Genomic DNA, 12,794 nt, shown 5'->3' on the forward strand with positions numbered 1-12,794 from the left:
GACACCGAGGCGCCCGGCTGGCTCGTTGGGGACTGTTCTGACCTGCCCTGCGCACCACTGCGTTATGCCGTGGGGAGGGGAGTTGGGTGCCAGCCTATCGAAGGAAGGTTCTGTCGCGACATAGGGCGCACAGGAGGCGCACGATGCGTGTCGCGCGCCACCCCATGCCTCGACGCCGCCTTTGCAGCGTTTGCCCGGACTTTGCGCCCGGTGCGGCACGGGGGACGACGGACGGCTGGCGGGCCCGTCGTCCCCGTGCTCCTGCGCAGGTCCCGGAGGGCTTCCGGGACGGTCAGCCGAGACCGAGGCGCTCGGCGGCGGCGTCGGCGTCGATCGGGACCGTGACGGGCTGCGGCGCACCGGCCACCGCCCAGTCCGGGTCCTTGAGGCCGTTGCCGGTGACCGTGCAGACGATCCGCTGGCCGGGGTCGACCTTGCCCTCTTCGGCGGCCTTGAGCAGGCCGGCGACCGAGGCGGCCGAGGCGGGCTCCACGAAGACACCCTCCTTCGCGGCCAACAGGCGGTATGCCGCGAGGATTTGACGGTCCGTCACGTCGTCGATGAGGCCGCCGGACTCGTCCCGGGCTTGCTCGGCGAACTCCCACGAGGCGGGGTTGCCGATCCGGATCGCGGTGGCGATGGTGTGCGGGTCCTTGACGACCTCACCGCGCACGATCGGGGCGCTGCCGGACGCCTGGAAGCCCCACATCCGCGGGGTGCGGGCGGCGATGCCGTCGGCCGCGTACTCCCGGTAGCCCCTCCAGTAGGCGGTGATGTTCCCGGCGTTGCCGACCGGCAGCACGTGGATGTCGGGGGCGTCGCCGAGCATGTCGACGATCTCGAAGGCGGCGGTCTTCTGACCCTCGATGCGCACCGGGTTGACGGAGTTCACAAGTGCGACCGGGTACTTCTCGGAGAGGCCCCGGGCCAGCGTCAGGCAGTCGTCGAAATTTCCGTCGACCTGGAGGATCTTGGCGCCGTGCACCAGCGCCTGGCCCATCTTGCCGAGCGCGATCTTGCCCTGCGGGACCAGCACCGCGCAGACCATCCCGGCCCGGACCGCGTAGGCGGCGGCCGAGGCGGAGGTGTTGCCGGTGGAGGCGCAGATGACCGCCTTGGCGCCCTCCTCCTTGGCGCGGGTGATGGCCATCGTCATCCCGCGGTCCTTGAAGGAGCCGGTCGGGTTGGCACCCTCGACCTTGAGGTGCACCTCGCAGCCGGTGCGCTCGGACAGCACCTGGGCCGGCACGAGGGGCGTGCCGCCCTCGCGGAGGGTGACGACCTCGGTCGTGTCGCTGACCGGCAGCCGGTCGCGGTATTCCTCGATGATTCCGCGCCACTGGCCGTTCGCAGTGGTGGCGGTGGAATTGGCAGACATGGGTTCCTTTACTCCCCTTCGACCCGCATGATGCTGACGACACCGCGGACGGTGTCCAGCTCGCGCAGTGCCCCGACCGTCGACGACAGGGCGGCGTCGGTCGCTCGGTGGGTGACGACGACGAGGTCCGCCTCGCCGTCCTTCCCCTGCTGACGGACCGTATCGATCGATACGCCGTGTTCGGCGAAGACCGTCGCGACCTGAGCCAGAACGCCCGGCTTGTCGGCCACGTCGAGACTGATGTGGTAGCGGGTGACGACCTCACCCATCGGGCTGACGGGCAGCGCCGTGTACGCCGACTCCCCCGGCCCGGTGGCACCGGCGAGCTTGTTGCGGCAGACCGCCACGAGGTCGCCGAGGACCGCGGAGGCGGTCGGCGAGCCGCCCGCGCCCGGCCCGTAGAACATCAGCTGACCGGCCGCGTCGGCCTCCACGAAGACCGCGTTGTACGCCTCGCGCACGGAGGCCAGCGGGTGCGTCAGCGGGATCATCGCCGGGTGGACCCGCGCGGTCACCGAGGCGCCGTCCGCGGCCCGCTCGCAGATGGCGAGCAGCTTGACGGTGCAGCCCATCCGCTTGGCGGAGGCGATGTCCGCGGCGGTGACCTCGGTCAGCCCCTCGCGGTGCACGTCGTCGATGGTGACGCGGGTGTGGAAGGCGATTCCGGCCAGGATCGCGGCCTTGGCGGCGGCGTCGAAGCCCTCGACGTCGGCGGTCGGGTCGGCCTCGGCGTAGCCCAGCGCGGTGGCCTCGTCCAGCGCCTCGCTGTAGCCGGCGCCGGTGGAGTCCATCTTGTCGAGGATGAAGTTCGTGGTGCCGTTGACGATGCCGAGGACGCGGTTGACCTTGTCGCCGGCCAGCGACTCGCGCAGCGGCCGGACCAGCGGGATCGCTCCGGCGACCGCCGCCTCGTAGTAGAGGTCGGCGTTGTGCTTCTCGGCCGCCGCGTGCAGTGCGGCACCGTCCGCCGCCACCAGCGCCTTGTTGGCCGACACCACGCTCGCGCCGTGCTCGAAGGCGGTGGTGATCAGCGCGCGGGCGGGCTCGATGCCGCCGATCACCTCGATGACGACGTCGATGTCGCCGCGTTTGACGAGGGCGGTCGCATCGGTGGTGATCAGCTCGGCCGGGACGCCGTCCCGCACCCGCTCCGGGCGGCGGACGGCGATCCCGGCGAGCTCCACGGGCGCACCGATGCGGGCCGCGAGGTCGTCGGCGTGCGTCGTCATGATGCGCGCCACCTCTGAGCCGACCACACCACAGCCCAGCAGCGCCACCTTCAGCGGACGCGTACGCATCATTCGACCTCGTCTTTTCTTCGATCCAGCGGTTTCATGCTCGGTCACACACCAGTTTCCTGGTCATGCACCAGTCTCACGCACCGGACGGCGGTTTCTGCCGTTCGTCCGGATGCCGAGACATTTATTTCATCCGGGGCCCGGACCCGGCGATCCGCCCCTACCCGACATCCAACCGCAGGAGATCTTCCTCCGTCTCCCGGCGGACGATGACCCGGGCCGCACCGTCCTTGACCGCCACCACCGGCGGCCGCAGCGCGTGGTTGTAGTTGTTCGCCATGGACCGGCAGTACGCGCCGGTCGCCGGCACCGCGAGCAGGTCCCCCGGCGCCACGTCGGACGGCAGGAAGGCGTCCCGGACGACGATGTCCCCGCTCTCGCAGTGCTTGCCGACGACCCGCGAGAGCATCGGCTCGGCGTCCGAGGTGCGGGAGGCCAGCGACACGCTGTACTCCGCGTCGTACAGCGCCGTGCGGATGTTGTCCGACATGCCGCCGTCGACGGAGACGTACGTCCGCAGCCCCTCCAGCTCCTTGGTCGTGCCGACCTCGTAGAGCGTGAAGGCGGTCGGGCCGACGATCGCCCGGCCCGGCTCGACCGAGATCCGCGGCGCCCGCAGCCCGGCCGCCTCGCACTCGCGGCCCACGATCTCGCGCAGCGCCTTGGCGATCTCGTGCGGTGCGCGCGGGTCGTCGTCGGAGGTGTAGGCGATGCCCAGGCCGCCACCGAGGTCGATCTCCGGCAGCTCCACGCCGTGCTCGTCCCGCACCTCGGCGAGCAGCTGCACCACGCGCCGCGCGGAGACCTCGAAGCCGGCCATGTCGAAGATCTGCGAACCGATGTGGCTGTGGATCCCGATGAGTTCGAGCCCGTCCAGCTTCAGTGCGCGCCGCACCGCCTCGGCGGCCTGCCCGCCGGCCAGCGCGATGCCGAACTTCTGGTCCTCGTGCGCGGTCGCGATGAACTCGTGGGTGTGCGCCTCGACGCCGACCGTGACCCGGATCTGCACCCGCTGGCGCTTGCCCAGCCGCTCGGCGAGGTGCGCGACCCGGGCGATCTCCTGGAAGGAGTCGAGCACGATCCGTCCCACCCCGGCCTCGACGGCCCGGGTGATCTCCTCGGTGCTCTTGTTGTTGCCGTGCAGCGCGATCCGCTCGGCGGGCATCCCGGCGTCCAGCGCGGTGGCCAGCTCGCCGCCGGAGCAGACGTCGAGGTGGAGGCCCTCCTCGGTCAGCCAGCGCACGACGGCCCGGGACAGGAATGCCTTGCCCGCGTAGAAGACGTCGGCGTCCGGCCCGAACGCGTCCTTCCAGGACCGGCAGCGGGCCCGGAAGTCCTCCTCGTCCAGGAAGTACGCCGGCGTGCCGAACTCCTCGGCGAGCGCGGTCACGGCCAGCCCGCCGACCGTCACCGCACCGTCGGCGTTGCGCCGGACGGTACGGGACCAGACCTGCGGGTCGAGGGAGTTGAGATCGGCGGGCGGCCCGGCGTAGTGCCCGTCGGGCAGTACGTCGCCATGCCGGGGCCCTGCGGGATGCGCGGAACGGCTCATAACGGAAACGGTCCCCTCAAGATCGTTCAGAGGTGCTGATCGGGGCAGTCGTCGGCGCGCCCCGAGGGTGTTCGGACGCGTGCATCGGACATTTCCAGACTCAGGTGGATGGGGTTCAGAGGTGTTCAGGAGCAGAGATGCCGAGCAGGCGCAGGCCGTTCCCCAACACCGTCCCCGTGGCTTCGGCGAGGGCCACCCGGGCGCGGTGCACGGCCAAGGGTTTCTGCTCGCCGACGGGCAGCGGCCAGAACTCCTCCTGCCAGCGCAGATAGGCGTCCGCTGTGACCTCCAGATGGCGCACCACCCGGTCCGGCGCGCACCGGCGCGCGGCGGTCGCGGTGACCGTCGGATACGCGGCAAGACGGCCCTCCAGCGCCTGGAGGACCCGTACGTCCCCAGGGCCGGCGTCGGCCGTCACGTCCCCCGGCTCGCCGACGAACCCCAGCTCGCCGGCGTTGCGCACCATCGCGCGGGCCCGGGCGTGCGCGTACTGCACCCGGAACCGCGGGTTGTCCTCGTGCTGCACCGGCCGCTGCGGCGCCCGCACCGGGTCGTGCGCCGCGGGCTTGAGCAGCACCCACCGCGCTTCGTCCGTGCCGAGCCGCGCCACCAGCCGGGCCAGTTCGTCCTCCTGGGCGTCCGTCGGCCGCGCCGGCTGCGCGGCGGCCCGACCGAGCCGGTCGAGCACCTCGCCCACCACGCGCGCCCGGGCCCGGGCCCACTCCCCCGCGTGGAGCGCCGGCGCCTCGACGATCCGCCCCGGCCCCGCGCCCGTCGTCGCCCCGGCCTCCGGGGCCTCGCCGTACCGCTCGCCGCGGGCCAGCACGTCCGCCACGAGCCCGGCCGACGCGCCATCCCCCAGCGTGAAGTTCAAGAAGCCCGGCCCGGCGATCTCGACCCGGGCGATCCCCGCACTGCCCGCCAGTCGCCGCCGCAGGATCTCGGCCACCTCGCGCGCGGGCCGACCGGCCTGCTGCGCGAGCTGCAGCGCCACGTTGGAGGCGTAGTCCCCGCACCCGGGCCGCGGCGGCGCCTGCACCACGATCCGCGCCGGCACGGGCACGGAGAGCTCCCGCTCCGCAACGGCACCGCGCACGGAGCGCAGGACGGTACGGGAGAGCTCGGCCGGGGTCACAGGACAAGCGTATGGGAGGAACGGGGTACCCACGCGAACGGGTTCCGCGTTGTGGACAACCCACCGCGACCCGCGGTGCACGCGCCCCGCCGCCGACCCTGCGAACCGCCGGCGCGAAGCCCCTCGCCCGGCGCGCGCAACGGCCTCAGCTCGCGGCCCGCCCGCCCCCGCTCCCCGGATCGCCGCGCTCCGCACCGTCCCCGGAAGCGCCGTCCGCCGACGCCCCACCACCTGCCGTGGACACGTCATCCCGCGATCCGGCACCGACGGCACCGTTCTCCGCACCACCGACGCCGGCCCCCTCGGACCCGCCCCCGCACGCCTCGCGCCCCTGGCACTCCCGCTGCTGCCGCCCCTCCCGCACCAGCATCCCGACCGTGCGCACCAACTCCGTCGGCTCGAACGGCTTGGCCAGGAACGCGTCGATCCCCACCGACTGCCCGTTGTCCACCTCGCCCTGCGAGCAGGCGCTGACGATGGCGATCGGGATGTCCCACGTCCGCGGGTCGGACCGCAACCGCGCCGCGGTGTGCAGACCGCCCAGCCTCGGCATCATGACGTCCAGGGTCACCACGTCGGGTCTCACCCGATGCACGACGTCCAGACACTCGGCACCATCAGCCGCGGTCACGACCTCGAAGCCCTCCAGCTCAAGGTTGACCCTGATCAACTGCCGGATCACCTTGTTGTCATCGACCACAAGGATCCGACCGGACAAGCCAGGCACACCTTGAGACTAGGTCTGCGCCTGCACCTGCGTCCCGGTTTTCCCCACTTCCGCCCCCGTGCGAGGGACCTTTCAACGACCACCTCCGACCCGCCCTCGACATGCGGTAAGGCCGACCTTCCTTGGCCCCGACCACCCCCGCCAGACCTTCCACCGACCGGCCACCAAAACGTTCATGACCACCCCATCGGAGCTGGTAGTGTTCTACCCGTCGCCGCAACGAGCAGCGACAAAGCCCCCGTAGCTCAGGGGATAGAGCAACGGCCTCCGGAGCCGTGTGCGCAGGTTCGAATCCTGCCGGGGGCACTTCACTTGAAGTGCCGAAAGACCTCGCCACCAGCGTCAGCGCTGAAGGCGGGGTCTTTTTGTTTCCGCGGAGTTGGGCGGCGAAGGCCCGTCCGTGGCGCGTGGTGCGGCCCGTTCACGCAGCGGAACTCGAAGCGCCCGGCCCGATCGGCGCCCGGGGGCGGGGAGGCCCCCGGAACGTTCCGGGGGCCTGGGACTCGCAGCTCGGGCGGACGGGCCTCACGGGGTGGTGGCCGCCCCTCAGCCTTCTCGTGCCGCCTCAGGCGTCCAAGCGCACCGGCAACGAGTCCAGGCCGTAGACGATGGAGAGTTTGCGGAAGGCGAGGTCTTCGGGGCGGGCGGCGAGGCGCATGGTGGGGAAGCGGCGGACCAGGGCGGGGTAGGCGGCGCGGAGTTCCATGCGGGCGAGTTCGGCGCCGACGCAGCGGTGGATGCCGTAGCCGAAGGCGAGGTGGGAGGGGACCTTGGCGCGGTGGGGGTCGAACTGCTCCATCTCGGGGCCGAGTTCGCCGTCGCGGTCGGCGCCGCTGAGGGAGCACAGGACGACGTCCCCGGCGGCGATCTGCACGCCGCCGATCTCCAGTTCCTCGCGGGCGAAGCGGGGGAAGGCGACCTGCACGACGGTGAGGTAGCGCAGGAGTTCCTCGACGTAGCGGTCGACGACGTCGTCGCCGTCCTTGAGGGCGGCGAAGTGCTGGGGGTCCTGGAGGAGGACCAGGGCGCCGAGCGCGAGCATGCTGGCGGTGGTCTCGAAGCCGCCGGTCAGGACGCCGTCGGCGAGGCCGGCCAGCTCCTCGTCGGAGACCGAGTCGCCGTGTTCGCGGACGATCATGCCGAGCAGGCCGTCGCCCGGGTTCTCGCGCTGCTTCTTGACGACGTCGCGGAAGTAGGAGAGCGATTCCGATATGGCGCCGAAGGAGGCGTTGGCGCCGCTGAAGAGGTCGAACCGGGCGGCGCTGAGGCGCTCGAAGTCGGCGCGGTCCTCGTAGGGGACGCCGAGGAGTTCGCAGATGACGAGGGAGGGGATGGGGAGGGCGAAGTGGGCGACGAGGTCCACCGGGTCGCCGTTGCGGCCGGCCCGCTCCATGGCGTCGAGGCGTTCCTCGACGATGTCGTGGATGCGGGGGGTGAGCCGGCCGAGGCGGCGCATGGTGAATTCGGGGGTGAGCAGCCGGCGCAGGCGGGTGTGGACCGGCGGGTCGGCGAAGCCCAGGCCGCCGGGGTTCTGCTCGGCGCCGGCGCCGGCCTTGCCGATGAGGTTGGTGAAGTCGGAGCTGAAGGCGTCGGCCTTGCCGAGCACCGCCTTGACCTCGTCGTAGCCGGTGACCAGCCAGACGTTGGAGGCTATCGGCACCGGGAGCTTGCTGATGGGCTCGCGGTCCCGGACGGCGGCGAGGTCGGGCACCGGGTCGAGGCCGTCGCGGCGCAGCGGCATCAGCACGGAGTCGGGCAGGAAGGACATGCGGGAGAGGTCGAAGCCCTTCTTCCGCGTTCTCGCCAGGTAGAGGCGGCCGGCCCAGGCGAAGATCCGGGAACGGAGGGTCGTCATGGCGCTCATACTGCCTTTCGTCGCGGGGGACGGTCACCCGCGCTCGGCCGCCCCCGTGGGCCGAAACGGCGCGGGACCTTCACTCGGCGTGCTCGGTGTCGTACGCCATAGCCCCTCGCGAGCGGCGCCATGGCGCGTGTCCATGGCGTCGACCGGTGCGATCGGTCGTCCGCGTCAGCGTGACGAGCTCGGCCTTCTGCTTTTCATTCTGACCGAGTTTACAAACTGCTGTTGACCGCGGTCACGGAACGGCCCGCACCCCACCCCTATGAGGCCCCTGATTCTCCCCCTAGGGGAAGCGGGCCGGCTTCGCAGGGCGGTGCGGGGCGCGGAGAGGGTGGGAGGGAGGGGCCAGGGGTGGGTGGCGTTGCTTGGGGGTGATATGGGCGAATTGAGCGGTTTTGCTTGCTACGTTGCCCGTGTGGATGTGGTGGACCGGGCGAACGGGGCGAGGGCGGTGGGCGGCGGACCCGGGGCGGGTGCGGCCCCGGCCCGGACGGCGGCGCGGCCGCGGGCCAAGCGGCGGGGCGTCGAACTGGCCCTCCTCGTCGGTGCCGTGCTCATCAGCGTCTGCGGCTATCTGGTGGTGGGGCTGGCCAGGTCGCACGCGGTGCCGGCCGGGGCGCTGCGGTACGCGGCGGGGCTGGGCGGGCTGGCGTTGCTGGCGCACCTCGTGGTGCGGTTCGGCGCTCCGCACGCGGATCCGCTGCTGCTGCCGATCGCGGTGCTGCTCAACGGGCTCGGTCTGGTGCTGATCTTCCGGCTCGACCTGGAGACCCGGGACGACCAGGCCGCGCCCGCCCAGCTGGTGTGGTCCGCGGTGGGCGTGACGTTGTTCATCGCGGTGGTGGCGGTGCTGCGGGACCACCGGGTGCTGGCGCGGTACGCCTACGGGTGCGCGGGGCTGGCGCTGGCCCTGATGGTGGTGCCGATCCTCTTCCCGGCGGTCAACGGCGCGCGGATCTGGATCCGGGCGGCCGGGTTCTCGCTCCAGCCGGGCGAGTTCGCCAAGGTGCTGATCACGGTGTTCTTCGCGGCGTACCTGGCGGCCAACCGGGAGGCGCTGGCGCACACCGGGAAGGAGGTGTGGCGGCTGCGGCTGCCGGCGGGCCGGGTGCTCGGGCCGGTCGTCGCCATCTGGCTGGTGAGCGTCGGGGTGCTGGTCCTGGAGCGGGACCTGGGGACGTCGCTGCTCTTCTTCGGGGTGTTCGTGGTGGTGCTGTACGTGGCCACCGGGCGGACCGGGTGGATCGCGGTGGGGGTGCTGCTGGCGGCGGCCGGGGCGGCGGCGGTGGGGACGCTGGAGCCGCACGTGCACGGTCGGGTGCAGGACTGGTGGGCGCCGTTCGCCGGGATCGCGGCGGGCCGGGGGCCGGGCCAGTTGGCGCAGTCGCTGTTCGCGTTCGCCGCGGGCGGGACGTTCGGGACCGGGCTGGGGCAGGGGCACTCGTCGCTGATCGGGTTCGCGATGAAGTCGGACTTCATCCTGGCGACGGTGGGCGAGGAGCTGGGGCTGGCCGGGCTGAGCGCGCTGTTCCTGCTGTACGCGCTGCTCGCGGCGTGCGGCTACCGGGCGGCGCTCGGGCTGCGCGACCCGTTCGGCAGTCTGCTGGCGGTGGGGTTGGCGGCGCTGCCCGCGCTCCAGGTGTTCGTGATCGCGGGCGGGGTGATGGGGCTGATCCCGCTGACCGGCATGGCGATGCCGTTCCTGGCGCAGGGCGGTTCGTCGGTGGTGACCAACTGGATCATCGTCGCCCTGCTGGTGCGGATCAGTGACCGGGCGCGCGGGCCGCAGTGCGACGAGGACGCCCCGGCGTCCCGCACCGCCCCGGACGCCGTCGGGGCGCTCCGGTGATCCGCGGCGTCCGGCACACCGCCGTGCTCTCCTCGCTGCTGCTGGCCGCGCTGTGGGTGAACGCGGTCCGGGTGCAGGTCTTCGAGGCGGACGACTACACCCGCAACCCGGCCAACCGGCGGGCCGCCATCGCCCGGTACGCGCAACCGCGCGGCGCGCTCCTGGTGGGCGGCCGCCCGGTGACCGGCGCGCGGGACAGCGGCGGCCGGCTGCGTTACGAGCGGACGTACACCGACGGACCGCTGTACGCGCCGGTCACCGGCTTCGCCTCGCAGACGTACGGGGCCTCGCTGTTGGAGGGCGCCGAGGACGGCATCCTGGCGGGGACCGACGACCGGTTGGTGACGTTCCCGTGGTGGGACCGGTTGATCCGCCGCCGGCCGCCGGGCGGGCGGGTGGAGACCACCGTCGACCCGGCCATGCAGCGCGCCGCGTTCCGGGGGCTGGCCGGCCGCAAGGGCGCGGTGGCGGCGGTGGAGCCGCGCAGCGGGCGGGTGCTGGCGCTGGTCAGCTCGCCGTCGTACGACCCCGGTGTGCTCTCCGGGAACGGGCGGTCGGTGACGGGTGCCTGGCGGCGGCTCAACGCGGCGGCGGACCGGCCGATGCTCAATCGGGCGCTGCGGCAGACCTATCCGCCCGGTTCCACCTTCAAGGTGGTGACCGCGGCGGCCGCGCTGGACGGCGGCGTGGTCAAGGACCTCGACGCCCCACTGGACGTGCCCGACCCGTACACCCTGCCGGACACCCGCACCCAGCTGGGCAATCCCGCGGAGGGCTGTGCGCACGTGGGGCTGCGGGAAGCCTTCCGGCTCTCCTGCAACACCGTCTTCGCGCGCCTGGGAGTGGCGGTCGGGGTGCGCCGGCTGGCCGGGGCCGCGGAGCGGTTCGGCTTCAACGACCGGGGGCTGCGGCTGCCCTCCCCCGTCGCGCCGAGCACCTTCGACACCCGGATGGAACCGGCGCAGCTGGCGCTCTCCGCGATCGGGCAGTACGACACCGCCGCCACTCCGCTGCAGATGGCGATGGTGGCGGCGGCGGTGGCCAACGACGGCCAGCTGACGCCGCCGTACCTGGTCGACCGGGTGACCGACGCGCACGGCGTGCTGGTCGCGCCCGGGACGCGGGAGCCGACCCGGCAGGTGATGAACCCGGCCACCGCCGAGCAGCTCCAGGAGCTGATGACCGAGGTCGTCGAGCACGGCAGCGGGCGGACCGCGGCGATCGACGGGTTCCTGGTGGGCGGCAAGACGGGGACGGCGCAGCACGGGGTGCGCAACGAGGGGACGCCGTACGCCTGGTTCATCGCGTGGGTGCGGGACCGGCAGAGCCACGAGCCGGTGGCGGCGGTGGCGGTGGTCGTGGAGGACGCGGAGGCCGAGCGGGCGGACGTCAGCGGGGGCGGCAGCGCCGGGCCGATCGCGCGGGCGGTGCTGGCGGCGGGGCTGCGGTAGGTCCCCTCGCCGCGGCGGCGGGGCCCGCCGGCACAATGGCGCCATGGTGCGTGATGCGGAACACTGCCCGGACCCCGCGGCGCGGGCGCGGCTCTCGCTCGCCGAGGTGGCGGCGCTGGCCCGGCGGGTGCACGAGGGGCAGACCGACAAGGCGGGCCGGCCGTACGCCGAGCACCTGGCGGCGGTGGCCGCGGGGGTGCGGGCGCGCGGTGGCAGTGCGGCGCAGATCGCCGCGGCCTGGTTGCACGACGCGGTCGAGGACGGGGCGGTGAGCGCCGCGTGGCTGGACGGGGCGGCGCTGGACGGGGCGACCAAGGCGATGGTCCTGGCGGTCACCAAGCGGCCCGGGGAGCCGGTCGAGGAGTACGCCGCGCGCATCCTGGCCACGCCCGGTGCGCTGCTGGTCAAGGAGGCGGACCTGGCGCACAACGCCGATCCGGCCCGGCTCGCGGTCCTGGACGCACCGACGCGGCGGCGGCTGACGGCCAAGTACGCCCGGATGCGGGCCCTGCTGGGGCTGGGCTGACGGGTCGCGCCGGCGGGGCGTCGGGGCGGCTCGGGCGCCCGGCGGCCTCGGTGACCGGATCCGGCCGGCCCGGTTCCACGCATCGGACGCCCGCCCCGAAAGGTGTCGTACACAGCTAATCTGCCGCGATGACTCCCACGCAGCCTTCGGAACCGCAGTCCCCGGCCGCCGGGCCCGACGCCCTGCACGGCCCGGCGGGGCGGGTGATCGCCGAGCTGACCGGCGTCGGCGTCCGCCGCCACACCACCGACCAGGTCATCCTCGACGGCATCGACTGGACCGTGCGCTCCGGTGAGCACTGGGCGCTGCTGGGCGCGAACGGCGCCGGCAAGACCACCGTCCTGCGGTTGATCGGCGCGCAGATGTTCCCCACCGTCGGCACCGTCGAGGTGCTCGGCCACCGGCTCGGCCGGGTGGACGTGCGGGAGCTGCGCGCCACCATCGGCCTGGTGTCCGGCGCGCAGAAGGTGCCGCAGGACGCGACCGCGCACACGGTGGTGCTGACCGGCGCGACCGGCACCGTGCAGCCGCTGTGGCGCACGTACGACGGGGCGACGCGGGAGCGGGCGCACGAGCTGCTGGCCGAGTTGGAGCTCAAGGAGTTGGCGGACCGCCCGTACGGCGTGTGCTCGGGCGGCCAGCGGGCCCGGATCCTGATCGCCCGTGCGCTGATGGCCGATCCTTCGCTGCTGCTGCTCGACGAGCCGTTCAACGCGCTGGACCTGCCCTCCCGGGAGGACCTGATCGACGCCCTGCACCGGCTGGCCGCGGGACGGCCGGAGCTGGCGACGGTGACCGTCACCCACCACCTGGAGGAGCTGTCCCCGGCCGTCGACCGGGCCGTCCTGCTGCGGGACGGGCGGGTGCAGGCGCTCGGCCCGGTGGCCCAGGTGTTGACCAGCGAGCGGATGACGGCCTGTTTCGGGCGGCCGATCGAGGTGTCCCGGCACGAGGGGCGCTGGCTGGCCCGGTCCGGGCGGCCGTCGGTGTCGTAGCGGCGGGTGGCGGGGGCGGCGC

General features: G+C 73.2%; 10 protein-coding genes and 1 tRNA gene. 5 read left to right on the forward strand and 6 right to left on the reverse strand.

All coding sequences use genetic code 11. The features are described from left to right. Positions 1-292: 292 nt before the first annotated feature. The 5 genes from thrC to ABD385_RS13380 all read right to left on the reverse strand — a co-directional run bounded on the left by thrC (position 293) and on the right by ABD385_RS13380 (position 6,090). Complete coding sequence (gene thrC / locus ABD385_RS13360) at positions 293-1,378, reverse strand: threonine synthase (protein WP_344575408.1); 1,086 nt, start codon at positions 1,376-1,378, stop codon at positions 293-295. 8 nt (positions 1,379-1,386) lie between these two features. Further along, on the reverse strand, positions 1,387-2,679 hold the full coding sequence (locus ABD385_RS13365) for a homoserine dehydrogenase (RefSeq protein WP_344575409.1): 1,293 nt from the start codon (positions 2,677-2,679) through the stop codon (positions 1,387-1,389). A 157-nt stretch (positions 2,680-2,836) separates the two neighbouring features. Then, a complete protein-coding gene (lysA, locus tag ABD385_RS13370) occupies positions 2,837-4,228 on the reverse strand; it encodes a diaminopimelate decarboxylase (RefSeq protein WP_344575410.1) in 1,392 nt (463 codons plus the stop codon). Positions 4,229-4,343: 115 nt separating this feature from the next. Further along, positions 4,344-5,363 (reverse strand): ArgS-related anticodon-binding protein NrtL, encoded by a 1,020-nt coding sequence (nrtL, locus tag ABD385_RS13375; RefSeq protein WP_344575411.1) that lies wholly within the window; start codon positions 5,361-5,363, stop codon positions 4,344-4,346. Between the two features lie 145 nt (positions 5,364-5,508). Continuing rightward, a complete protein-coding gene (locus ABD385_RS13380) occupies positions 5,509-6,090 on the reverse strand; it encodes a response regulator (protein WP_344575412.1) in 582 nt (193 codons plus the stop codon). A gap of 234 nt (positions 6,091-6,324) precedes the next feature. Here ABD385_RS13380 and ABD385_RS13385 point away from each other — a divergent pair. Further along, a tRNA-Arg gene (locus ABD385_RS13385) sits at positions 6,325-6,396 on the forward strand. A 259-nt stretch (positions 6,397-6,655) separates the two neighbouring features. Here ABD385_RS13385 and ABD385_RS13390 read toward each other — a convergent pair. Beyond that, positions 6,656-7,954 carry a cytochrome P450 gene (locus ABD385_RS13390; RefSeq protein WP_344575413.1) on the reverse strand — a complete coding sequence of 433 codons (1,299 nt, stop codon included), beginning with the start codon at positions 7,952-7,954 and terminating at the stop codon, positions 6,656-6,658. Positions 7,955-8,402: 448 nt separating this feature from the next. On the opposite strand from ABD385_RS13390, the gene ABD385_RS13395 reads away from it, so the two are divergent. The 4 genes from ABD385_RS13395 to ABD385_RS13410 all read left to right on the forward strand — a co-directional run bounded on the left by ABD385_RS13395 (position 8,403) and on the right by ABD385_RS13410 (position 12,772). After that, the gene (locus ABD385_RS13395; protein ID WP_344575661.1) at positions 8,403-9,800 is read left to right on the forward strand and encodes an FtsW/RodA/SpoVE family cell cycle protein; all 1,398 of its coding nucleotides are present in this window, start codon (positions 8,403-8,405) and stop codon (positions 9,798-9,800) included. Then, on the forward strand, positions 9,797-11,251 hold the full coding sequence (locus ABD385_RS13400; protein ID WP_344575414.1) for a penicillin-binding transpeptidase domain-containing protein: 1,455 nt from the start codon (positions 9,797-9,799) through the stop codon (positions 11,249-11,251). Before ABD385_RS13395 ends, ABD385_RS13400 begins: the two co-directional genes overlap by 4 nt. A 43-nt stretch (positions 11,252-11,294) precedes the next feature. After that, positions 11,295-11,777: an HD domain-containing protein gene (locus tag ABD385_RS13405; protein WP_344575415.1), complete on the forward strand. Its 483-nt coding sequence runs from the start codon at positions 11,295-11,297 to the stop codon at positions 11,775-11,777. Positions 11,778-11,905: 128 nt separating this feature from the next. Continuing rightward, positions 11,906-12,772: an ABC transporter ATP-binding protein gene (locus tag ABD385_RS13410; RefSeq protein ID WP_344575416.1), complete on the forward strand. Its 867-nt coding sequence runs from the start codon at positions 11,906-11,908 to the stop codon at positions 12,770-12,772. Positions 12,773-12,794: the final 22 nt, after the last annotated feature.

The sequence above is a fragment of the Streptomyces lunalinharesii genome (assembly GCF_039532155.1).
GTDB classification, from domain to species: Bacteria; Actinomycetota; Actinomycetes; order Streptomycetales; family Streptomycetaceae; genus Streptomyces; species Streptomyces lunalinharesii.

Coding starts and splice junctions, on each gene's coding strand:
- thrC (WP_344575408.1), bottom strand. CDS start 1,378: ATGTCTGCCAATTCCACCGCCACCACTGCGAACGGCCAGTGGCGCGGA.
- ABD385_RS13365 (WP_344575409.1), bottom strand. CDS start 2,679: ATGATGCGTACGCGTCCGCTGAAGGTGGCGCTGCTGGGCTGTGGTGTG.
- lysA (WP_344575410.1), bottom strand. CDS start 4,228: ATGAGCCGTTCCGCGCATCCCGCAGGGCCCCGGCATGGCGACGTACTG.
- ABD385_RS13390 (WP_344575413.1), bottom strand. CDS start 7,954: ATGAGCGCCATGACGACCCTCCGTTCCCGGATCTTCGCCTGGGCCGGC.
- ABD385_RS13405 (WP_344575415.1), top strand. CDS start 11,295: ATGGTGCGTGATGCGGAACACTGCCCGGACCCCGCGGCGCGGGCGCGG.
- ABD385_RS13410 (WP_344575416.1), top strand. CDS start 11,906: ATGACTCCCACGCAGCCTTCGGAACCGCAGTCCCCGGCCGCCGGGCCC.